This window comes from Pseudothioclava nitratireducens, from assembly GCF_029210495.1.
In the GTDB taxonomy this organism is placed as follows: Bacteria; Pseudomonadota; Alphaproteobacteria; order Rhodobacterales; family Rhodobacteraceae; genus Pseudothioclava; species Pseudothioclava nitratireducens.
Genome location: NZ_JARGDK010000002.1, coordinates 257,397 through 278,852 on the forward strand (window position 1 = coordinate 257,397; position 21,456 = coordinate 278,852).

At 64.5% G+C, this 21,456-nt stretch carries 23 protein-coding genes and 1 tRNA gene; 15 read left to right on the forward strand and 9 right to left on the reverse strand.

The window, feature by feature from the left end; genetic code table 11:
* Both P0X85_RS03450 and P0X85_RS03455 read left to right on the forward strand, forming a co-directional pair.
* Nucleotides 1-1,062, forward strand: a complete 1,062-nt coding sequence (locus tag P0X85_RS03450) for a LacI family DNA-binding transcriptional regulator (RefSeq protein ID WP_275808487.1) — start codon at nt 1-3, stop codon at nt 1,060-1,062.
* A 130-nt stretch (nt 1,063-1,192) separates the two neighbouring features.
* A complete protein-coding gene (locus P0X85_RS03455) occupies nt 1,193-2,398 on the forward strand; it encodes a CaiB/BaiF CoA transferase family protein (RefSeq protein ID WP_275808490.1) in 1,206 nt (401 codons plus the stop codon).
* Nucleotides 2,399-2,403: 5 nt separating this feature from the next.
* Here the strand turns inward: P0X85_RS03455 and P0X85_RS03460 are convergent, their stop codons facing one another.
* The 4 genes from P0X85_RS03460 to aroQ are packed head-to-tail and all read right to left on the reverse strand — an operon-like array spanning nt 2,404 to nt 5,593.
* Nucleotides 2,404-3,336 carry an AEC family transporter gene (locus P0X85_RS03460; protein WP_275808493.1) on the reverse strand — a complete coding sequence of 311 codons (933 nt, stop codon included), beginning with the start codon at nt 3,334-3,336 and terminating at the stop codon, nt 2,404-2,406.
* A gap of 1 nt (nt 3,337) precedes the next feature.
* Nucleotides 3,338-4,108 (reverse strand): HpcH/HpaI aldolase family protein, encoded by a 771-nt coding sequence (locus P0X85_RS03465; RefSeq protein WP_275808496.1) that lies wholly within the window; start codon nt 4,106-4,108, stop codon nt 3,338-3,340.
* A 4-nt stretch (nt 4,109-4,112) separates the two neighbouring features.
* The gene (locus P0X85_RS03470; protein WP_275808499.1) at nt 4,113-5,150 is read right to left on the reverse strand and encodes a Gfo/Idh/MocA family protein; all 1,038 of its coding nucleotides are present in this window, start codon (nt 5,148-5,150) and stop codon (nt 4,113-4,115) included.
* Nucleotides 5,147-5,593: a type II 3-dehydroquinate dehydratase gene (aroQ, locus tag P0X85_RS03475; RefSeq protein ID WP_275808502.1), complete on the reverse strand. Its 447-nt coding sequence runs from the start codon at nt 5,591-5,593 to the stop codon at nt 5,147-5,149. The genes P0X85_RS03470 and aroQ overlap by 4 nt, the downstream gene beginning before the upstream one ends.
* A gap of 272 nt (nt 5,594-5,865) precedes the next feature.
* Between aroQ and dctP the strand changes: the two genes are divergently transcribed.
* From dctP to P0X85_RS03495, 4 genes are read left to right on the forward strand one after another with little or no spacing between them, the layout of a single operon-like run.
* Nucleotides 5,866-6,864, forward strand: coding sequence for a TRAP transporter substrate-binding protein DctP (dctP, locus tag P0X85_RS03480; protein ID WP_275808505.1), 999 nt, complete (start codon nt 5,866-5,868; stop codon nt 6,862-6,864).
* Between the two features lie 3 nt (nt 6,865-6,867).
* A complete protein-coding gene (locus tag P0X85_RS03485) occupies nt 6,868-7,383 on the forward strand; it encodes a TRAP transporter small permease (protein ID WP_275808508.1) in 516 nt (171 codons plus the stop codon).
* 15 nt (nt 7,384-7,398) lie between these two features.
* Nucleotides 7,399-8,694: a TRAP transporter large permease gene (locus tag P0X85_RS03490; protein ID WP_275808511.1), complete on the forward strand. Its 1,296-nt coding sequence runs from the start codon at nt 7,399-7,401 to the stop codon at nt 8,692-8,694.
* Entirely contained in the window at nt 8,691-9,560 is an 870-nt protein-coding gene (locus P0X85_RS03495; RefSeq protein WP_275808514.1) for a shikimate dehydrogenase family protein, read from the forward strand. Before P0X85_RS03490 ends, P0X85_RS03495 begins: the two co-directional genes overlap by 4 nt.
* Before the next feature lie 21 nt (nt 9,561-9,581).
* Here the strand turns inward: P0X85_RS03495 and P0X85_RS03500 are convergent, their stop codons facing one another.
* The gene (locus P0X85_RS03500; RefSeq protein WP_275808517.1) at nt 9,582-10,250 is read right to left on the reverse strand and encodes a GntR family transcriptional regulator; all 669 of its coding nucleotides are present in this window, start codon (nt 10,248-10,250) and stop codon (nt 9,582-9,584) included.
* 149 nt (nt 10,251-10,399) lie between these two features.
* Here P0X85_RS03500 and P0X85_RS03505 point away from each other — a divergent pair, with 149 nt between their 5' ends.
* A complete protein-coding gene (locus tag P0X85_RS03505; protein WP_275808520.1) occupies nt 10,400-11,062 on the forward strand; it encodes a GntR family transcriptional regulator in 663 nt (220 codons plus the stop codon).
* On the opposite strand, the gene P0X85_RS03510 is transcribed toward P0X85_RS03505, so the two are convergent.
* From P0X85_RS03510 to P0X85_RS03520, 3 genes are all read right to left on the reverse strand, one after another.
* The gene (locus P0X85_RS03510; protein WP_275808522.1) at nt 11,059-12,561 is read right to left on the reverse strand and encodes a tripartite tricarboxylate transporter permease; all 1,503 of its coding nucleotides are present in this window, start codon (nt 12,559-12,561) and stop codon (nt 11,059-11,061) included. The two genes, P0X85_RS03505 and P0X85_RS03510, sit on opposite strands and share 4 nt — an antisense overlap.
* The gene (locus P0X85_RS03515) at nt 12,561-13,073 is read right to left on the reverse strand and encodes a tripartite tricarboxylate transporter TctB family protein (protein ID WP_275808525.1); all 513 of its coding nucleotides are present in this window, start codon (nt 13,071-13,073) and stop codon (nt 12,561-12,563) included. Before P0X85_RS03515 ends, P0X85_RS03510 begins: the two co-directional genes overlap by 1 nt.
* A gap of 65 nt (nt 13,074-13,138) precedes the next feature.
* Nucleotides 13,139-14,131 (reverse strand): tripartite tricarboxylate transporter substrate binding protein, encoded by a 993-nt coding sequence (locus P0X85_RS03520; protein WP_275808529.1) that lies wholly within the window; start codon nt 14,129-14,131, stop codon nt 13,139-13,141.
* A 320-nt stretch (nt 14,132-14,451) separates the two neighbouring features.
* On the opposite strand from P0X85_RS03520, the gene P0X85_RS03525 reads away from it, so the two are divergent.
* Nucleotides 14,452-14,604, forward strand: coding sequence for a hypothetical protein (locus P0X85_RS03525; protein ID WP_275808532.1), 153 nt, complete (start codon nt 14,452-14,454; stop codon nt 14,602-14,604).
* Between the two features lie 127 nt (nt 14,605-14,731).
* On the opposite strand, the gene P0X85_RS03530 is transcribed toward P0X85_RS03525, so the two are convergent.
* Nucleotides 14,732-14,821 (reverse strand) — tRNA-Ser (locus tag P0X85_RS03530).
* 226 nt (nt 14,822-15,047) lie between these two features.
* Between P0X85_RS03530 and P0X85_RS03535 the strand changes: the two genes are divergently transcribed.
* From P0X85_RS03535 to P0X85_RS03565, 7 genes are read left to right on the forward strand one after another with little or no spacing between them, the layout of a single operon-like run.
* The gene (locus P0X85_RS03535) at nt 15,048-15,950 is read left to right on the forward strand and encodes an SPOR domain-containing protein (protein ID WP_275808535.1); all 903 of its coding nucleotides are present in this window, start codon (nt 15,048-15,050) and stop codon (nt 15,948-15,950) included.
* Nucleotides 15,951-15,968: 18 nt separating this feature from the next.
* Nucleotides 15,969-17,132 carry a D-alanyl-D-alanine carboxypeptidase family protein gene (locus tag P0X85_RS03540; protein ID WP_275808538.1) on the forward strand — a complete coding sequence of 388 codons (1,164 nt, stop codon included), beginning with the start codon at nt 15,969-15,971 and terminating at the stop codon, nt 17,130-17,132.
* Nucleotides 17,133-17,136: 4 nt separating this feature from the next.
* Complete coding sequence (gene tmk / locus P0X85_RS03545; RefSeq protein WP_275808542.1) at nt 17,137-17,760, forward strand: dTMP kinase; 624 nt, start codon at nt 17,137-17,139, stop codon at nt 17,758-17,760.
* Nucleotides 17,757-18,878 carry a DNA polymerase III subunit delta' gene (locus P0X85_RS03550; RefSeq protein WP_275808545.1) on the forward strand — a complete coding sequence of 374 codons (1,122 nt, stop codon included), beginning with the start codon at nt 17,757-17,759 and terminating at the stop codon, nt 18,876-18,878. The genes tmk and P0X85_RS03550 overlap by 4 nt, the downstream gene beginning before the upstream one ends.
* Nucleotides 18,879-18,892: 14 nt before the next feature.
* A complete protein-coding gene (locus P0X85_RS03555) occupies nt 18,893-19,696 on the forward strand; it encodes a TatD family hydrolase (RefSeq protein WP_275808548.1) in 804 nt (267 codons plus the stop codon).
* Nucleotides 19,693-20,493 carry an MBL fold metallo-hydrolase gene (locus tag P0X85_RS03560; protein WP_275808551.1) on the forward strand — a complete coding sequence of 267 codons (801 nt, stop codon included), beginning with the start codon at nt 19,693-19,695 and terminating at the stop codon, nt 20,491-20,493. The genes P0X85_RS03555 and P0X85_RS03560 overlap by 4 nt, the downstream gene beginning before the upstream one ends.
* A complete protein-coding gene (locus tag P0X85_RS03565) occupies nt 20,490-21,437 on the forward strand; it encodes an AEC family transporter (RefSeq protein WP_275808555.1) in 948 nt (315 codons plus the stop codon). The genes P0X85_RS03560 and P0X85_RS03565 overlap by 4 nt, the downstream gene beginning before the upstream one ends.
* Nucleotides 21,438-21,456: the final 19 nt, after the last annotated feature.

Here is a 21,456-nt window from a genome sequence, read left to right on the forward strand (position 1 = left end):
ATGGAACCTCAGGACAGCAAACCCAGAATCATTGATATCGCGTTGCAGGCCGGGGTCGGCACCGCCACAGTGGACCGCGTTCTCAATGGGCGTGAAGGGGTCAAGCCGAAGACCGTGGAAAAGGTTCTCGAGGCTGCGCGCTTCCTCGCCGAGAGTGGCGGACGCCCGCGCGTGCTCGCTCCCAGAGCCGAAGGCCTCAGGCTGCGCGCCCTCATCGGCGGGCGGCCCGGCTTTGCCAACGAACTTCTCGGACAGGCCCTCCGCGAGAGCGCCCGCGCCAGCGGGACGCCGCTCCAGCTTGAATTCGTCTGCCGCACCGATCCCGCCGCCTTGGCTGCACGGCTGCGCGCATGCCGCGAGGACAGCATCGGCGGCGTCATCGTTCAACCGGTCGAACATCCCTTCGTGCGCGATGCCATCGCCGAACTGATCGCCGACGGCATTCAGGTTGTCACCGTGCTGAGCCAAATGCCCGGAATCGACCCTTTGGGCCATGTAGGGTTGGATAATCGCGCTGCGGGACGGCTTGCTGGTCAGATCCTCGGATACCTTTGCGGCGGACGCGGGACAGCCACGATCTTTCACTCCAACGCGATTTATCGAAGCCACGAAGAGCGCGAGGCAGGGCTGCGCTCGATCCTGCGCGAGGAGTTCCCGCAGATCGAAATCGTCGAGACGATCTCGACGGATGACGACCCGGCGCTGTGTTTTCGGCAGGCGTCAGATGTGCTCGGGCGGCGTCCGGACCTCTCGGCGATCGTTAACCTCGCCGCTGGCAATCGCGGGATCGAGCGGGCGCTGCTTGACGCGGGACGGGCGCGCTCCGTGCAATTCGTCGCGTTCAACTTGACGCCGCTCAGCCGCAACGCGCTGATCGAACGCAGCATCAACGCGGTCATCCATCAGGACATGACGCGCATCGCCCAAGAGGCCATCGGAGCGATTTGCACCGGGCATCAGGGCCGCCCCCTGCCGCATGTAACGATTCCCTGCGAACTGATCCTGCGGGAAAATCTACGAGACATCTCAGCCGGCCCTCGCCATCCTGATGCATCAATCTGAAAATTGATGCGCAGAACGGATTTGATCTGCTCCGCGCCGCTCTCCGTGACCGCTTTCCGAGAGGACAGGCGCGCGTGAATGGGTCAGGTTCAAGCCGGAACCATTCACGCGCGCCTGAGGGAGACCCGCCATGTCCAACCTGCCGCTTACCGGAATTCGTGTAATCGACTACTCGCATTTTCTGGCCGGCCCTTTCATGAGCCGGACGTTGGCCGCCCTCGGCGCGGATGTGATCAAGGTGGAGCGTCCGAAGACCGGCGATGCCGGACGCGCCTCGCCAACGCAGCGCGACGGAGTCTCCGGCTATTTCCTGCAACAGAACATGGGCAAGCGCGGGCTCTGTCTCGATCTGCGCCAGCCGCAGGCGGCGGACCTGATGACGCGCCTGACGCGCACGGCGGATGTCTTTGTCGAAAACTACCGCCCCGGTGCGCTTGAAAAGCTGGGGCTGGGCTACAAGGCGCTCTCGGCGGAGAATCCGGGGCTCATCTACGCCTCGGTCTCGGCCTTTGGACATACCGGCCCGCTGTCGGAACGCCCCGGTTTCGGCCTTATCGCCGAGGCCATGTGCGGCGCGATGTCGATCATCGGCAAACCCGGCGAGGCCCCGCCGCTGTTCCGCATGCCGCTTGCGGATATGTATACCGGCATCCACGGCACCGCCGCGATCATCGCAGCACTCTACGGGCGGCAAAAGACCGGGCGGGGGCAGCATATCGACCTCGCCCTCTATGACTGCATGGTTTCGATGCATGACTACGCGCTGCAAGGCTATCTGATGTCCGAAGGCGAGGTGCTGCCCGAGCAAACCGGCGACAACCTGCCCGACTCGACCGTTTATGGCTGCTTCGCCGCGCCCGATGGCTATCTGGTGATTGCGGCGCAGGTGGATGACACATGGGTCCGTCTTGCGCGGCTGATCGGCGGTCCGGCGCTGGCCGAGGACGCGCGTTTCATCGGCGCGGCCAATCGCAACGCGCATAATGCCGAAGCCATCGCGCTGGTGCGCGACTGGTGCGCACGCCAAGAGAGCCGTGCCGCGATCTTGCGGCAACTCGACGAGGCGGGCGTGCCTGCGGCCCCGGTCCAGACCATCGACGAGGTCGCCAACGACCCCCAGATCGCGGCGCGCGGCATGATTATCGAGCAGGATCACCCAAAGCTCGGCAAAGTGCGTCTGCCCAACCTGCCCTTCAAGTTCTCGGGCTACAGTTTCGACGTGCCCAAAGCCGCGCCCGAGCTTGGCGGCGACAATGTCAGGATCGCAGAGGAGTTGGGTTTCTCCCCCCAAGAGATTGAGGACATGGTCGCCTCGGGGGCGCTCTACTCAGAATGAGGCCCCTAGCCCCCCGCGAGGTAGATCACTGCGGGCAGGCTCAGGATGCTCAGCGCAGTTGCTACGATCTGGGCCGTGGCGCTCATGGCCGCGCGGCCGAACCGCTGGCCAAAGATCGCGTAGATCGACATCATCGGCACGCCTGCGATCAGCACTGCCGTCAGGCGTAGCGCGTCCGGCATCGCCGTCCCGCCCCCGACCAGAAGCAACGCGAGAGCCACCATTGACGGGTGCAGCAAAAGCTTGCCCGCGACGACGCGCATCACCCCTCCGCCCACGCCCCGAAGCGAGAGCTGCGCAACAGTGCCCCCAATCATCAAAAGCGCCAGCGGCGGCGCGACAGGGGCCATCATCCGCAGCACCCGCTCTGCTACAGGCGGAAGCGCGAGCCCCCCTAGCGCCCATGCCAGCCCCGCCCCCGCAGCCAAAAGCAGCGGGTTCAAAAGCAGCCTTGGGATCATCCGCCAAAGCGCCGCCCCCGCGCGCCCTTGACCAATCTCGCAGATCGTGACCGCCATCGGGATCATCAGCAGGTTCTCGATCAGGATGACCAGCGCGAAGCCCTGAAGGGCGAGTTCGGGCCCCACAACCAGCGTGGCCACGGGCAGTCCGAAAAAGGCCGAGTTCGAACAGGACATGCCCATCGCCTCGATGGCCGCGCCGCCTGTCGCCTGCCCGCTCAGCCGCGCCAGTGCGAACCCCAGCCAGTAGGTCGCCACCGAACCGCCCGCATAGGCCGCCACAAAGGCCCAGCTTAGCGTGTCCGAAATCGGATTGCCCGCGATCGCCAGAAACAGCATCGCGGGCATGAAGACGCGCAGGATGACGCTGCCAAGACTGGCGAAGGCATCCGCCTCGAGATAGCGCAGGCGGATCACCCCGTAGCCGAGCCCGATCAGGATATAGATCGGTGCGATCAGGACGAGGATGTCGAGCATCTCAGCCGCGGGCCTTCCACTCCGCCGAGAGCGCGCGCGCCGCGCGCAAGAGCAGGTCCTGATCGACCGCAACAGCCGTAAAGCCTGTCCCTGCCGCATGCGCCGCGGCGAGGAAATCGGGGTTGAGCGTCAGGATGCCCGCAGGTTTGCCACAGGCCCGGATCCGCGCGATCGCGTCGAGCGCGGCCGCTTGCACCTCAGGATGCGCGCCCTGCCCGGGATAGCCCATCGAGGCCGCCAGATCGGCCGGTCCAATGAACACCCCATCGACACCGTCAACCGCGCAGATCTCTTCGAGATTGGACAGCGCCTCGACACTCTCGACCTGCACCAGCACGCAGAGTTCCTCGGCGGCGCGGGTCGCATAGCCCTCGACCAGCCCGTAATGCGTTGCGCGTGAAATGCCCGCAAACCCGCGCAGTCCCTCGGGCGCGTAGCGCGTCGCGGCAACGGCGCGGCGGGCCTCATCGGCGGTGTTGACCATCGGGATCAACAGCGATTGCGCGCCGATATCCAGAAGCCGCTTGATCTCGACCAGATCGAGCGAGCCCGGACGCACCACGCAATGCGTCGGATGCGGCGCGGCGGCCTGCAACATCGTGTGCATCGTCTCAAGGCTCATCGCGACATGCTCACTGTCGATCAGCAGCCAGTCGTAGCCGCACAGCGCCATCGCCTCGGCATGGCCCGCATTGGGGATCGTGCACCACAACCCGATCTGCTGTTGCCCCGCCCGAAGCGCGGCTTTGAACCTGTTATGCGGAACCTTCATGGCCCTACTCCTGAAGATGAATACGTTTGCCGGACTCGATGCTGCGCAGGATCGCATCGAGCAACTCGATTGTCCGAAGCCCCTCGCGCCCGGAGACCAGGGGCGCTTCGCCCCGACTGACCACCCGCGCGAATTGCTCCGCCTGAAGGACCAACGGGTCGCCTCCCGCGCGCGGGCTCATCCGGGCTTGGATCGGCTCCCACCAGCTGCGCTTGCCGGGATGGCCCCAGATCCGTCCAGAGGGCAGATCGAGCGCGCCCTGCGTGCCGCCGATCTGGTAGCAGCTCTCGCCCGTCACCGGATAGGCCGGGTTCTCGCCCGCCGTCATTTCCCACGACCACGGCGCCACGATACTGTCCGAGATATTCGCCGTGCCAAGCGCGCCATTGGCGAAGGCGAAGCTCACGACGCAGGTTTCCTCGACCGCGTGCCCCCGGATCGCATTGGAGCCAAGCGCCTCGACCGAGGCGACCTCGCCCACGAGGTGCCGCATCAGGTCGAGATCATGCGCGAGATTGGTCAGGATCGGGCCGGCACCGGGCGCACGCCGCCATGGCACATCGAAATAGTCGTCAGGCTTCATCAGCCAGAACATCGCATGGGCCGAGACGATCCGACCCAAGGCGCCGTTTTCAATCTCGGATTTGGCGGCGGCGATCAGAGGGTTATGGCGGCGATGATGCCCCGTCAAAAGCGGCACGCCCGCCGCCTCGGCCTCGGCGACCATGGCGCGCGCGGCCGGGATATCGCTTTCCAGCGGCTTCTCGACGAGCACCGGAAGCCCCGCCGCGATACAGGCCCGCGCACCCTGCCCGTGCATCGCGGTCGGCGTGCAAAGATAGACCGCATCGCAGATCTTCGCATCAATCAGCGCGTCAAGCGTATCGAATTGGGCGACGCCCAGCGTCCGAGCCAAAGCCGCAGCGCCGGGGGCCGGATCGGCGATGGCGACCAGTTCCGCCTCTTCGGCCTGCGCGATCGCCTTTGCATGGCGCGCGCCGATCAGACCCGCGCCGACAATCGCAAAGCGAACAGGCGTCATTTCCCGCCGAGCAGCGTGCAGACCCGGCGCACGCACAGCTCATAGCCCTGCACCCCAAAGCCCGCCATAACGCCATCGGCGCGCAGGCTGACATAGGAATGATGCCGGAAACTCTCGCGTTTGTGGACGTTGGAGATATGGCACTCCATCACCGGGCCGTCGAAGGTGTTGAGCGCGTCGAGAATGGCAACCGAGGTGTGGGTATAGGCCCCCGGGTTGATGATGATGGCGCAGGCTTCCTCGCGGGCCTGATGGATCAGCTCGACAATGCCGCCTTCGAAATTCGACTGGAACAGCCGCATCTCGAAACCAAGCTCACCCGCCAGCGCCGCGCAATTGCGCTCGACATCTTCCAACGTGTCGTGGCCGTAGATCTCCGGCTGACGCTTGCCCAGAAGATTGAGGTTCGGGCCATTGAGAATGAAGATCGGTTTCTGGCTCATATGCCCCTCCCGGAAATGATGCCGCAAACGGCTTTGTCAACTTGCTAGCGCGTTTCGCTCCCCCTGACGAGTGTTCTTGCGCGATTTCAGGATGCCATGATGTTACGCTTGATACCGTCTAAAAACGATTATTCTAAAATTACATTATGAAATGTCAGAAAATGCTTTTTTGAAATCACATAAGGTATTCATGGACAGGCGATGGCGAATCTCTCACCTTTCCCCCAGCCCCGGAGGAGGGGAGCATACTGATAGGACTAGGGAGGAGACCCATGACCACGACCTTTACCCGCCGCGCCATTCTCGGCGCGACCGCTGCGCTGACGCTTGCCATCTCGGCAGGTGCCGCACTCGCGCAGGATAAAATCCAACTGCGCCTGTCCTCGGTGAACTCGGAAACCGATCAGCGCGCCATCGCGCTTCTCGAGAAGTTCGGCCCGGCCGTCTCTGAATTCGCCAGCTTCGAGCCGCACTGGAACGGCACGCTCTTCAAGCAAGGCACCGAACTCGAAGCCATCGCGCGCGGCAACCTCGAAATGGCGATCACCTCGGCACAGGAACTGGCCGAATTCTTCCCCGAATTCTCGATCTTCTCGGCTGGCTACGTCCACCAGTCGGCTGAGCATCAGGTCAAGGTCTTCAACGACCCGCTGATGGACCCGTTCAAGCAGAAAGTCGAAGACGAGCTGGGCATCAAGCTGCTGGCGGTCATGTATCTCGGCAAGCGCCAGCTCAACCTGCGCGGCGACAAGCAGATCAACACCCCCGCCGATCTCGAGGGTGTGAAGCTGCGGATGCCGGGTTCGGAAGCGTGGCAGTTCCTCGGTCGCGCGCTTGGTGCCTCGCCGGTTCCGGTCGCCTTCACCGAGCTTTATACCTCGCTGCAAACCGGCGCTGTGGACGGTCAGGACAACCCGCTGCCGACCGTGGTCGATGCGAAATTCTACGAAGTCACCGACCAGATCGCGCTGACCTCGCACCTCGTCGACCTGAACTACATTGCGATCTCGAAGGCCGCCTTCGACGCGATGAGCCCCGAGCAGCAAGCCGCCACCCAAGCCGCCGCCGTCGAGGCCGCAGAGTTCGGGCGTCAGAACCAGCTCAAGAAGGAAGAAGAGCTCGTCGCCTTCCTTCAGGAGCAGGGCATGAACATCTACACGCCCGACGTCGCGGCCTTCCGCGCGAAGGTGCAGGGCGACTATCTCGCGTCGGAATATGCCGCGAACTGGCCCGAGGGTGTCCTCGACCAGATCAACGCTCTGGGCGAATAATCGATGGAGCGCCTTGCCCATATCTATGGACGAGGTGTGAACGTGGTGGCGGCGGGCATGCTCGCCGCCATCTTCATCACCTTCCTGATCCAGATCGCCGCACGCTATGTGCTCACTCATTTCGGCTGGAAGCTGGAACTGGGCTGGACCATCGAGCTGAACCTGACGCTCTGGCTCTGGCTGGTGCTGTTCACCTGCGCCTTCGTGCTGCGTGAACGCGATCATGTGAAATTCGATCTGATCTACAGCCATGTGAGCCCGGCCAAGAAGCGCGTCTTCGCGGTCCTCGCGGCCAGTTCCATCGTCGTCGCGCTGGTCGCGGCGATGCCGGACACATGGGACTATGTGAGCTTCTACAAGATCAAGAAGTCACCGACGCTGCGTATCCGGCTGAACTATGTCTTTGTAATCTATCTGGTCTTCGCCGCCGTGCTGATCCTGCGCTACGGCTGGCGGATCGTCGATGTGCTGCGCGGGCGTGACCTGTCGCGCGACGAACGTGACATTCTCGCGGACTGAGCAGAGGACCCCCCGATGAGCCTTGCCTTCGCCATCTGTCTGGCCGTTCTCTTCACGATTGCCGCCATTGGCGCGCCGATCGGGTATGCGATGCTGGTCGCCTCGATCGCTTACCTGGCGGTCACTGGCGCGGACCTCTCGCTGGCCGCCGAACAACTGATCCAGAACATCTATTCGGGCTACATTCTGCTCGCCGTGCCGCTCTTCATCGTGGCGGCGAACATCATGAACGCGGGCTCGATCTCGGACCGGCTGCTGAGCTTCTGCATCGCGCTGGTGGGGCGGTTCCGGGGCGGCATGGGCTATGTGAATATCGTCGTATCGCTGATCTTCGCGGGCATGTCGGGCTCTGCGGTCGCGGATGCCGCCGGCCCCGGCAAGATGATGATCTCGATGATGACCAAGGGCGGGCACTACACCAAAAGCTTCGCCGCCGGGATTACCGCCGCCTCGGCCACGATCGGGCCCATCGTGCCGCCGTCGATCCCGATGGTGATGTATGCGCTGATCTCCAACCAATCGATTGGCTACCTGTTCCTCGCGGGCGTCATGCCGGGCCTCGTCATGGCGTTGATGCTGGCGCTGATGAACTTTGCCCTCGCCAGCCGTGCCGAGAAGATCCGCGAGGCCCCGGTGCCGCTGCGCCAGCTTCCGGGCCTGACCCTGCGCGCACTGCCGGTTCTGTTCATGCCGGTGATCCTGTTGGGTGGGATCTACGGGGGCGCCACGACGCCGACCGAAGCCGCCGCCATCGCTGCCTTCTATGCGCTGATGCTGGCCATGCTGTTCTACCGCCAGCTTTCGTTGCGCGGGCTGGGTCAGGTCTTCAGCGAGAGCGCGCGTCAGGCGGGCACCGTCGGTATCGTCATCGGCGCCGCGCTCATCTTCAACTACATCGTCGCCGCCGAGCGCATCCCCGATACACTCGCCACCTTCCTCGAAGGCCGTGAGATCAGCGCGCTCGAATTCATGATCGGCGTGAACATCCTGATCCTGCTCTTGGGGATGCTGCTGGACGGGGGCACGATCATCCTTGTCGTGCTGCCGCTCTTCATCCCCTCCGCCCGTGCGCTCGGGATCGACCTGATCCATTTCGGCGTGGTCACCGTGGTCAACACGATGATCGGGTTGGTGACGCCGCCCTACGGCATCCTGATCTTCGTGATCAACGCCGTCACCGGCATCTCGATCAAAGAGATCATCAAGGGCATCCTGCCCTTCCTCGCGGCGCTGATCTTCGCGCTGGTCGTGCTGGCCGCCCTGCCCGACCTCGTTCTCTTCTTCCCCAGACTGTTCGGATATGACGGATGAATAGCCAAGCCCCCAACACCCCGCCCAGCCGAAGCGTCCGCCTCGGCCTTATCGGCGGCAATATCACCGAAACCCGGTCGCCGGTCCTGCATGCGGCCTGCGGGCTGTCATTGGGTGTGAACGTGACCTATGACCTGATCATCCCCGCCGAGCGGGGCCAGAGCTTTGCCGAGCTCCTTGCGCAATGCGAGCGTGCCGGCTTTGACGGGGTGAACGTGACCTACCCCTACAAGGAAGAAGCCGCGCGGCTCGTGCCAGCCGGCACACCCGCCGTCGCCGCGATGGGCACCTCCAACACGGTGCGTTTCACCCCCGAAGGCCCGCGCGCTTTCAACACCGATTATTCCGGCTTCATCGCGGGGTATCGCGCGCAATTCGGCGCAGCCGCGCCGGGCCGGGTGCTGGTGCTGGGAACTGGCGGCGTCGGGCGTGCCATCGCCTTTGCGCTGGCCGATCTGGGAGCAGACGCCATCGCGCTCTACGATACGGATCAAAGCAAGGTCGAGAGCCTTGCCGCGGCACTTGAAAAGCATTGCCGCGCCGAGATCATCCGTGCCGCGCCCGACATGCTGTGCGATCTGTCGTCCTTTGACGGCGTGGTGAACGGCACGCCGCTGGGCATGATCGGCCGCCCCGGAAGCCCCTTGCCCGCCAGTGCCACCGGCTCTGTACGCTGGGGCTTTGACGCGGTCTATACGCCTGAACATACCGAGTTCCGTGCCCGGATCGAGGCGATGGGTGGCGCCTTCATGAGCGGCTATGAGCTGTATTTCCACCAAGGCGTCGATGCGTTCGAGATCTTTACCGGGCGACAGGTGACCGAACCGGACTGGGTCCGCTCGATCATCACACATAAGCCACTCTGAACTTGGGGCGACGGCGGCGCGTCAGCCTGCCGCCGCGCCCTGCCCCAGCTGTGCAGCCAGCGCATGCTCGACGCCGCCCGCGATATGGCGCGCCAGAATATCCTTTGCCACGTCAATATCGCGCGCGAGAGCGGCCTCCATCAACTGGCGGTGCTCCAGCGCGGAAACTGCCCCGCGATAGGTCAGGAAAAGCATCTGGTAGCGCAGGTATTTGTCGAAGACCATCGCATGCACCGCCATCAACTCGCGTGAGCCGCAAGCCGAGATCAGGGCCTGATGAAAGCCCCAGTCGAAACGCTTCCACTGATCGCGCAGGACGGCATCGGCGGCAGGATCACGCCCTTCAATCCGCGCAAGCTTATGATGGGCCGCGACTACACGTTCCTCCCACGCCATATCGCCCGCCTCGAAGGACTTTTCGAGCGCGTCCATCTCGACGAGTTGGCGCAAATTTGCGAGTTCGTGGAGATTGGCGACCGAGACTGGCGCCACCGCGAAGCCGCGCTGACCTTCTGCAATCACGAAACCGTCGCCCGCAAGCCGGTTGAGCACCTCACGCAGCGTCGGCACCGACGCCCCGTAAACGCCGCGCAAATCCTCAAGCCGCAGCCGATGCGACGGAAGAAGCCGCCCGAAAATGATATCCGCGCGGATGCGGTCATAGACCTCTTGCGACAGGCTTTGTGACATTGCGCCTCCTTTGAGAAACTGTAAGTGAGAGAGCAGAAGCTCGCCACTGTCTTCTGCGGTGTTCCGTCCGAAAATCGACGATCGGCCGATCCATTGATGATCTTCGCGCGCACCCCTATGCTCGGCCCATCACGTTCCGGAGGAGGCCCATGAGCAAGCGCCCTACCCCCAAGGCGACCCTCTCGACGCGCATCGCGGATCAGTTGCGCGCGCAAATCGTGAGCGGCACGCTCACGCCGGGCTCCAAGATCAATCTCGATCACTTGCGCAGCCAGATCGGTGTCTCGATCAGCCCCCTGCGCGAGGCGGTGGCGCGGCTCGTGGCGGAGGGGCTCGTTGAATTCGAGGACCAGCGAGGCTATGCGGTCTCGCCCCATTCTCTGGCCGATCTCGATGAGATCACCAATCTGAGGGTGCTACTGGAAACCGAAGCGCTACACGCGGCAATCACCCATGGCGATCTCGATTGGGAGAGCAAGGTCATGGGGTCGATTCATCGCCTGGAGCGCACGCCGCGCGCGGGTGCCGTCGACTGGGAGGCCGCGCACAGCGCCTTTCACATGGCGCTGATTTCAGGGTGTGGGCGCCCAAAGCTGCTGGAATTCTGCACGCTCTTGCGCCGCCAGCATGACCGTTACCGCCACATCCGGATGAACGCCGAACTGCGCGCGGCGCAGGCGGACCGAGTCGACACGGAACACCGCGCGATCGCAGAAGCGGCCGTTGCGCGCGAGGCGGAGCACGCCACGGCGCTCTTGCGCGCCCATATCGAAGCAACCGCCACGACCTTGCGCGCGCAGCTTAGAACCTAGCTGCGCCCGCGCGACAGCCGGCGCTTGCCCCAAGCCCAAAGCGGCGTGTTGGACACGAACACAAGGATCACCGCGATCATCAGAACCGCCGACAGCGGCGAGGTGAAGATGCCGTGGAACAGGCGCGGCAGGCTCTCCTGCTCCGAAATGATCGCCCTGCGCCAGTTGTCGTCGATCAGCCGCGACAGGATCACCCCAAGGATCACCGGCCCGACCTGATAGCCATACATCTTCATGAAATAGCCCAAGACCCCGAAGCCCAGCATGAAATAGACGTCTATGATCGAATTGTTCACCGCGAAGGCGCCGACGATCGACAGCAGCAAGATCAACGGGAAGAGAACCGCGCGGGGCAGCTCGACGATCTTCACGAAAAGCCGAATGCCAGTCAGCCCGAAGACCAGCATGAAGAAGGTCGCCAGAACCAGCGCGCCGAGGATGAACCAGAACATCTCGGGGCGTTCGATCATCAGCATCGGACCCGGATTGAGCCCGTGAATGAACATCGCACCAATGATGATCGCGGTCACCGCGTCGCCCGGAATACCGAGCGTCAGCATCGGCACGAAAGCCCCACCCACGGCCGCGTTATTCGCCGCCTCGGGGGCAATTAACCCCTCCTTCGCGCCTTCACCGAAGGGCGTTTCGGGGTTCTTGGTCACCCGCTTGGCCTGATCGTAGGCCATCAGTGCCGCGATATCCCCGCCGGTGCCCGGCAAGGCGCCGATGATGACGCCAATGGCAGAGCTTTGCAGCGAAAGCGGCAGGTATTTCACGACTGAACGCCATTCCGGCACGATCCGGCGGATCACCTGTTTCACGGCCGCGGTATCGACATGCTGAAGCTGCATGAGCGCCTCGGACACCCCGAACAACCCGATCATCACCGCGATGAAGGAAATCCCGCCCCACAGCTCGATCTGGCCAAAGGTGAAGCGTTCTTGCGCCGTCAGCGGGTCCAGACCGACACAACCGATCGTCAGTCCAAGCGCGCCCGCGAAGATGCCTTTGACAAGGCTTTCGCCTGAGAGCGATCCCACCAGCAAAATGCCGAGGATCGCCAAGAGCAGGTAGTCGCGCGGCTGGAAGCGCAGCGCGAACTCGGACACGGCTGGCGCGCCGATACCCAGCACCACGATCCCCACCAGCCCCCCAAGCGCCGACATCGTCGTCGACAGCCCGATCGCCTCACCCGCAAGGCCTTTCTTGGCCAGCGGGTAGCCGTCAAGCGCCGTCGCAATGGCCGAGGGCGCACCCGGAATATTGAGCAAGATCGCCGTGCGCGACCCACCATAGACCCCGCCCATATAGATGCCGATCATCAGCGACAGCGCATCGAACATCTCCCATGAGAAGGTAAAGGAAATCAGGATCGAAACCGCCATCGTCACCGACAGCCCCGGAATCGCGCCGACATAGATGCCCGCGAATGTCCCAAGCGCGACCAGCATCAAGAGTTGCGGGTCGATCCAGGACATGAAGAAATGGGTCCAGTCCATCACTCAGCCCCTCCCGATAGCAGTCGGCGCATCGCAGAGATGAGCTCACGTTCGGGCACGATACCCTCGGGCATGAGCACCGAGAAAACCAGCCGGAACACGACATAGACAAGGATCAGCGACAGCGCGGCAATAAGTGCCGCGCGGGCAATGCTGGTGCGCATCATCACCTTGGTCGCAATCAGCAAGAAAACGAACGAGGTCGGCAGGAAGCCCACCGGTTTCAGCGCCAGTGCATAGAACAGCATCAAAACCGTCATGAAGATGACAAAGCCCGGCAGGATCGCCTGCCAGCCATGCTCCTCGCTGTGGGGCAGCCGCAAGGTGCGCAGCGCCACCAGCGCCGAGGTAATCACCATGCAGCCCGTGGAGAACAGCGGGAAAGATCCGGGCGCCGATAACGCCTCGAAGCCCGAGATTTGCGTGGCCTGATAGAACAGGAACAGGCTGATCCCCGTGAGCAGGAGCGAGAACACCCCCTCCCCCGGAAGCCTGCGAGCCGGATCGTGCATGGTATTCCCTCCCGGTAGACGAACGCCGCCCCCTGCGGGGCGGCGCCGATGGATTTCACGCAGCCTTACGGACGCGGAATGCCAAACTCTTCGGGCGACGCCTTGGCGATGCCCGCGTCATAGACCAGCCACGAGGTGACCGACTGCCACTTGTCGAGGAAGGCGCGAGCCTCATCTCCCGACAGGTTCAGCATGGAGAAGCCACGGCCTTCGATCAGGGCGACGAAATCCGGGTTCTTGACCGCCTCCGCATAGGCGCCGACCAGCTTCGAAACCGCCTCATCGGGCGTGCCGTTCTTCACGAAAATGCCGAAGAACGGACCCCAAGGCAGGAATTTCTCATAGCCCGGATAGTCGACGGTGATCGGCGCAATGCCCGGAAGTGCCGGGTTCTCGGCGCTGTCGACCAGTGCGATGACCTTCATCCGGCCCGCTTTGACACCCTCGATCGCGGCGCCCAGAACGGCAGGCATCACGTCGATCGCGCCGCCCTGAAGCGCGGTCAGCGCCGGGCCATCGCCGTCATAAGGCACGAAAGTCACGGGCAGCTCCACCTCGGAGGTCAGCATCGCAGTGACCACCGACGGCAGCCCGCCCGGCCCGGTCGAGCCAAACTTCACTTCATTCGGATGTGCCTGAACATACTCGACCATCTCTTTGAACGTGTTGAAGGGCGCGTCATTATTGGCCACGATCAGAGGCACGCCACGCGCGATCACGTTGATCGGCGTGAAATCGGCATAATCGCTGTCGCCAAGCCCCATCACCTTGTAAAGCTGCGGGTTTTCCGCACCCATCAGCAGCGTGTAGCCATCAGCCTCTTGCGCGCCGACAAATTTCGTCGCAATCGCCCCCACGCCCCCGGTCATGTTCTGCATGACGACCTTGGCGCCCAGCATCGGTTCGGCATGCGGGGTCACCGCACGCATCACCGTATCGGTCGAGCCACCGGCCCCCCATTGAATGACACCCTGAATATCCTTTTCGGGATATTCCGCCATCACCGGGGCCGCAGCCACGAGCAGCGCGGCAACCGCGCCAAAGAGTTTGATTTTCATGCTTTCCTCCCGCATTCAGTCGATGCCTTGAACTGCGGAACGGGGCTGAACCCTCCTCGGCCCCGACCGCTACATCACGCACGAGTTAAGCGGCCACGAGGTGGATGCGTCAAATCATTTGAGGCACCTACCACATAACCCAATGTTAATTTTATCGCAAAATACTACCATGACGGTCTGCCCCACAAGAATGATGCATCAGATCAAACGGGGCAGCTCAACTCAAGACAGTGAGCCCGACACATTTGACGCAGCCTCGGGAATTTTGTCCGCACTCACCGAAGTGATCCGCCGTTATGCTAAAAAACCGGAGGATCGAGATGGCTAAGAAACGATATAAACCCAAAGAGATTGTATCGAAGCTTCGGCAGGTTGAAGTTTTGCAAGGGCAAGACGCGACGATTGCCGACTCGATGCGCCAAATCGGCGTGACGCAGCAGGGCGATAGCTCCGAAGACAGGCTCACTCTATGAGACCGGGAAAATGCGCCAAACCGGCAGGCAAGAAGGCTGTCGACCGCACATGCCAACCGCCAAATGGTAACATTCCCCGCAAATGCCAGGGAAAGCCAAATCAGATGAACCACATGGGAAGCCAGTATGGCGGAGGAGGTGGGATTCGAACCCACGGTGGACTTTCACCCACGTCGGTTTTCAAGACCGGTGCATTAAACCACTCTGCCACTCCTCCGACGCCGCTGCCCTAGCCCGGATCACGCGATTCTGAAAGGGTTTCGCGCGCCGAAAACCGCCAGCGGCCTGCCGGAGTGCTTTTCTTGTGGACGGCGACACGGTAATGTCTCGGGAAATCGCGGCTTCAGGCCGCAAATCGCCGTGGCACAACGCATTGCCGCGGCACCTGTATCAGACGCGGGGGGCACCCGCGCAGGAGTTGGGCAAGGATGGCGGGGCAGCGCATGGCTTATCGTAACGGTTCGAAATTCACTCTGCTCGCGGCATTGCTTGGGGCGAGCGCGCTTCTCGCGGGCTGCGAAGAAGGCGCGCAGCCCTTTGGCTTCCTCAAGGCAAAACCCGCCGCCGAAGAGGGCGCAAGCGCCGAGACCGCCGCGCCACGCACCGTCGAGCGCGATTTCGAAGCCCCCGATGTGTTCTCGGTCGAAGAACCCGGCCTGTGGGACGGGCGTCCGTCGCTGGGTGGCGTCTGGGTGGCACACCCGACCGTCAAGGACCCGGAACGCGTCATGATCCAGAACCCGGCCAACGGTAAATCGGTCGTGGGCGCACTGTTCCGGCGCGAGCGCGACAATCCCGGCCCGAAACTTCAGGTCTCCTCCGATGCCGCCGATGCGCTGGGCGTTCTGGCTGGCGCGCCGACCGCGCTCAGCGTCGTGGCGCTGCGCCGCGAAGAGGTCCCGGTCGAGGCGCCCAAGCCCCTCGTCGAGGACCCTGTCATCGCCACGCCCGAAACGATCGAGGCGACCCCGATCGACGACATCACCAAGGCCGCAGCCGGCGCGATTGCTGCCGCCGAAAGCGGCACGAAACCCGCCGCCAAGCCGACCCCCGAGGCGAAACCCGCCCCCGCCGCGCCCGCCCCGGCCAAGCCGGTCGCGCCGAAAGCGCCCACCGGCAAGATGTATGTGCAACTCGGCATCTTCAGCGTCGAATCCAACGCCAAGAACGCCGTCACCCAGATGTCGAAATCCGGCATCATCGCTTCGATCCGCAAAGAGGAAAGCCAGGGCAAGACCTTCTGGCGTGTCGTCGCGGGTCCCGCCGCCAGCGCCTCGGACCGCGACGCGCTGCTCAAGAAAGTCAAAGGGCTGGGCTACTCCGACGCCTATGCCGTCTCGAAATAAGGAAAGACCGGTCTCCCGATGCTTCACCTGCGCCTGATCGCCCTGCTGTGCCTGTCGCTGCTCGCAGCCCTGCCCGCCCGCGCCTTTGAAACCCGCGCCAGCGCCGCATGGGTCTATGACATGACCACGCAGACGGTGCTCTTGGAAAAGAACGCGGACATCCCGCTGCCGCCCGCGTCGATGTCCAAGCTGATGACCGTCAACCTGCTGTTCGAAGCGCTCAAGGACGGCCGCGTGACCATGGAAACCACCATGCCGGTTTCCGCGACCGCGCAGGCGATGGGCGGCTCGACCATGTTCCTCAACACGACCGACCGCCCGTCGGTCAGTGACCTGCTGCATGGCATCATCGTGAACTCGGGCAACGATGCCTGCGTGGTGGTGGCCGAAGGGCTGGCGGGCTCGGAAAGCGCCTTTGCCAACCTGATGACCGAGCGCGCCCGCGCCCTTGGCATGAACGACTCGATGTTCGCGAACGCCTCGGGCTGGCCGCATCCGGGCCAACGCATGTCGATGCACGATCTGGGCGTCTTGGCCGTCCGGCTGATCTCGGAATTCCCCGAGCATTACCCGATCTTCGCGGAGACCACCTTCAACTACAAAGACCGCGCGCCCGCCAACGCCAACAACCGCAATCCGCTCCTGAAACTGGGCGCGGCGGACTGGCATGCGGATGGGCTCAAGACCGGCCACACCGAAGAGGCGGGCTATGGCCTCGTCGGCTCCGCCATCATGGGCGAGCGCCGCATCGTCTTCGTGATCTCGGGCCTTGGCTCCGAGACCGAGCGCGCACAGGAATCCGAGGCCATCGTGAACTGGGCCTTCCGCCAATTCGTGCTCAAGGACCTTGCCGCCAAAGGCACCCGCCTCGCAGAAGCGCCCGTCTGGCTGGGCGCTTCCGAAAGCGTGGGGCTGGTCCCGCAAGAGGATCTGCGCCTGCTGATCCCCGCCGCCGCGCAAGACCAGATCAAAGCCGAAGCCGTGTTCACCGGCCCGATCGCCGCGCCGATCGCGGCGGGCGACCAGATCGCGGAACTCGTCATCACCATCCCCGGCCTCGACGCGCCGAAAACCGTGCCGCTGGTCGCGGAAAGCGATGTCGCGGCGGGCGGCTTCATGGTCCGCGCGAAGGCTGCCTTCGCCCGCCTCACCGCCCGCGCGATGCAGGCGGCAGGCGTCTGAGCCGATGTTCATCACCTTCGAGGGGATCGACGGTTCGGGCAAATCGACCCAGGCCCGCCTGCTGAGCGAGGCGCTCCGCGCCGCCGGCCATGACACCGTGCTCACCCGCGAACCGGGCGGCTCTCCGGGCGCCGAAGAAATCCGCCGCCTCGTCCTCGAGGGCGACCCCGACCGCTGGTCCGCCGAGACCGAGCTGCTGCTCTTCACCGCCGCGCGCCGCGACCATCTCGAACGCACCATCGACCCCGCGCTCTCTGCGGGCAAGATCGTGATCTGCGACCGCTTCGCCGACAGCACGCGCATGTATCAGGGCCTATCGCGGGGCGACCTGCGCGCCACCGTGGACAAGCTCCACGCCATGATGATCGGGCGCGAGCCGGACCTCACCTTCCTCATCGACATCGACGCCGCCACCGGCCTTGGCCGCGCCAAGGGCCGCCAAGGCTCCGAGGAACGTTTCGAGGATTTCGGCCTCGAATTACAGGAAAAGATGCGCGCAGGGTTCCTTGCGCTGGCGCGTGAATTCAGCGCCCGCTTCCGCGTGGTCGAAGGTGACCGCGCCTCTGAGGCCATCGCTGCGGATGTGCTCGCCATCGCGCAATCCGCCCTTGCCGAGGCCGCCGCATGAGCCTCGAAGACCTGCCCGATCCGACGCAGGTCGAAGGTGCGCCGCACCCGCGCGACACGGTTCGGCTCTTGGGGCAGGCGCGTGCCGAGGCGGATTTTCTCGACGCCTACAACACCGGACGGATGCATCACGGCTGGATGCTGACCGGCCCTCGCGGCGTCGGCAAGGCCACGCTCGCCTGGCGCATCGCGCGTTTCCTGCTGACCCAGGCGCCCGACGATGGTGGCGGGCTCTTTGGCGCGCCCCCGCCCCCCGAGACCCTCGACACCGACCCTGAACACCCCGTTTGCCGCCGCATCCATGCAGGCTCGGAACCCGGCGCCTTCCTGCTCAAACGCGGCCCCAACGACCGTGAAACCGCGCTTTCGCAGGACATTCGCGTCGATGAGGTCCGCAAGCTCAAGGGGTTCCTGCACCTCTCCTCCGCCGAGGGCGGGCGCCGCGTTGTCATCGTGGATGCCGCTGACGAGATGAACGTGCAGGCCGCCAATGCGCTCCTGAAACTGCTCGAAGAGCCGCCCGCAGGCGTGACCTTCCTTCTTGTCACCCACCAGCCCGCGCGGCTCTTGCCGACGATCCGCTCGCGCTGCCGCGAATTGCGGCTCTCGACACTGCCCCCCGAGGACATGGCCGAGGCCCTCGCCGCCGCCGAAGGCGATGCGATGCCCGAGGTGAACACCGCCGCGCTCGCCGCGCTCTCCGGCGGCTCCGTGGGCGAGGCGATCCGGCTTTTGAATCTCGACGGGCTGAAAAGCTACGAAAGCCTCGTCGCGCTGATGGCCACCCTGCCCCGCCTCGACCGCATCCGCGCGCTCGCCCTCGCCGAGAGCATCACCGGCAAGGCAAACGAGCCGCGCTACGACCTGATGCTGGGCCTTTTTGACCTGTTCCTCGCCCGCCTCGCCCGCGCGGGCGTCGCAGGCACCCCCGACCCCGAGGCCGCCCCCGGCGAGGCGCAACTCTTCGCCCGCCTCGCCCCCCATGAACAGGCCGCGATGAAATGGGCGAACCTGCACCAGACGCTCGGCGCGCGCGCGCGCCACGGGCGGGCGGTCAACCTTGACCCTGCCGCGCTGGTCATGGATATGGTTCTGGAGATCACGGCAGCCGCCGCCTGAGCCAAGGACCCCCGATGACCGACCTCCCCCAGATCGTCGACAGCCACTGCCATCTCGACTTCCCCGATTTCGACGGCGAACTGCCCGAGGTGATCGCCCGCGCCCGCGCGGCCGGCGTCACCCGCATGGTCACGATCTGCACCCGCCTGCGCAACGAACCGACCGTGCGCGCCATCGCGGAAACCTACCCGGAGGTCTTCTACGCCGCCGGCACCCACCCGATGTCCGCAGCCGAAGAACCGCTGGCGACGCTCGACGAGCTGATCGCGCTCGCGACCCATCCGAAATTCGTCGGCATCGGCGAAACTGGCCTCGACTACCACTACACCGCCGACAGCGCCGAGGTGCAGAAAACCTCGCTGCGCACCCATATCGAGGCCGCGCAGGAAACCGGCCTGCCGCTCATCATCCACGCCCGCGCCGCCGATGAGGATATGGCTGCGATCCTGACCGAAGGCATGAAGGCGAAACCCTTTGCCTGCGTGATGCATTGCTATTCGTCCGGGCCGGATCTGGCGCGCACCGCCATCGACCTTGGCTTCTACCTCTCGATGTCCGGCATCGCGACCTTCCCCCGCTCGCAAGAGGTGCGTGACATCTTCGCCGCAGCCCCCGTGGAGCGCATCCTCGTCGAAACCGACAGCCCCTATCTCGCCCCGCCGCCCCATCGCGGCAAGCGCAACGAGCCCGCCTATACCGCGCTCACCGCCAAGATCGGCGCCGATGTCTACGGCCTGCCCTTCGAAGACTTCGCGCGCATCACCACCGAGAATTTCGACCGCCTCTTCGCCAAAGCCGCATCCTGGAGCCAGGCATGAGCCGCCTTCGCTTCACCATCCTCGGCTGCGGCTCTTCGGGTGGCGTGCCGCGCATCGGCGGGCATTGGGGCGATTGCGACCCGACCAATCCGCGCAACCGCCGTCGCCGCTGCTCGATGCTGGTCGAACGCACCGGCGCGCAAGGCACCACCCGCGTCCTGATCGACACCTCGCCCGATATGCGCGAGCAACTGCTCGATGCGAATGTCGGTGAATTGGATGCCGTGGTCTTCACCCATAGTCACGCCGACCACGTCCACGGGATCGACGACCTGCGCCAGATCGTTTTCAACATGCGCACCCGCCTCGACGTCTGGGCCGACAGCGACACGACCGACGCGCTCTTGTCCCGCTTCGGCTATGCCTTCGTGCAACCGCCCGGCTCCGACTACCCGCCGATCTGCAACCTGAACCTGATCCGCGCGCCCTTCGAGATCGCGGGCGCGGGCGGCCCGATCCCGTTCCAGCCGATCGAGGTCCAGCATGGCAGCATAGACGCGCTCGGCTTCCGCGTCGGCGGGCTGGCCTACCTGCCCGACGTGAACGAGATCCCCGAGACCTCCTGGCCGCATCTGATGGGCCTCGATTGCTTCGTCATCGACGCGCTGCGCCGCACGCCGCATCCGACACACGCGCATCTCGACCTCGCGCTCGACTGGATCGCCCGCGCGCAACCCGCCTCGGCGGTGCTGACCAACATGCATATCGACCTCGACTACGCGACCCTCGCCGCCGAGACCCCCGACCATATCCACCCCGCCTATGACGGCATGGTGCTGGAGTTCCCCGCGCCATGAGCGCGCTGCTCGACGTCATCCTGCCCGTCTTTCTGGTGATCGGCTTCGGCTACATCGTCAGCTGGCGCGGCCTCTTCTCCGAGGCGGCCGTCGATGGGCTGATGCGCTTTGCCCAAAACTTCGCGGTGCCCGTGCTGCTTGCGCGCTCCATCGCGCGGCTCGATCTGGGCGCAAGCTACGATCTCGGGCTGATGGTCAGCTTCTATGCCGGCGCGCTGATCTCCTTCGCGCTCGGCATGGCAGGCGCGCGCGCGCTCGGCCGCACCGGCCCCGAGACGGTCGCCATCGGCTTTGCCTGCCTGTTCTCGAACTCGCTGCTCCTCGGCGTGCCGATCACCGAACGCGCCTATGGGGCCGAGGCGCTCTCCGGCAATTTTGCGATCATCTCGATCCACTCGCCCTTCCTCTATACGGTCGGCATCCTCGTGATGGAGGCGGTGCGCTCCTCGGGCACCGGCGCGGGGCTCGGACGGGTCGGGCGCAACGCGCTGATCGGAGTGCTGCGCACGCCCCTCGTGATCGGCATCCTTGCAGGCTTCGCGATCAAGGCCTTTCAGACACTCACCGGGCAGGACCTTCCGGTCCCCGTCTGGGCCGCCATGGACATGATGGCCAGCGCGGCCCTCCCCGCCGCGCTGTTTGGTCTGGGCGGCGTGCTCTTCCGCTATCGCCCCGAAGGCGATGCGAAAGCCATCGCCATGGTCACCGCGCTCTCGCTCCTGCTGCACCCCGCAATCACCTATGCGCTTGGGCGGTTCGGCTTTGGCATCGGCACCGACGCGCTGCGCTCGGCCACGCTGACCGCCGCCATGGCGCCCGGCGTCAACGCCTACCTCTTCGCCAATATCTACGGCGTCGCCAGGCGGGTCGCCGCCTCCGCCGTGCTGATTGCGACAGCGCTCTCGATCCTCAGCGTCTGGCTCTGGCTCGCGATCCTGCCCTGAGCCAAACCGCGCAGGGGGC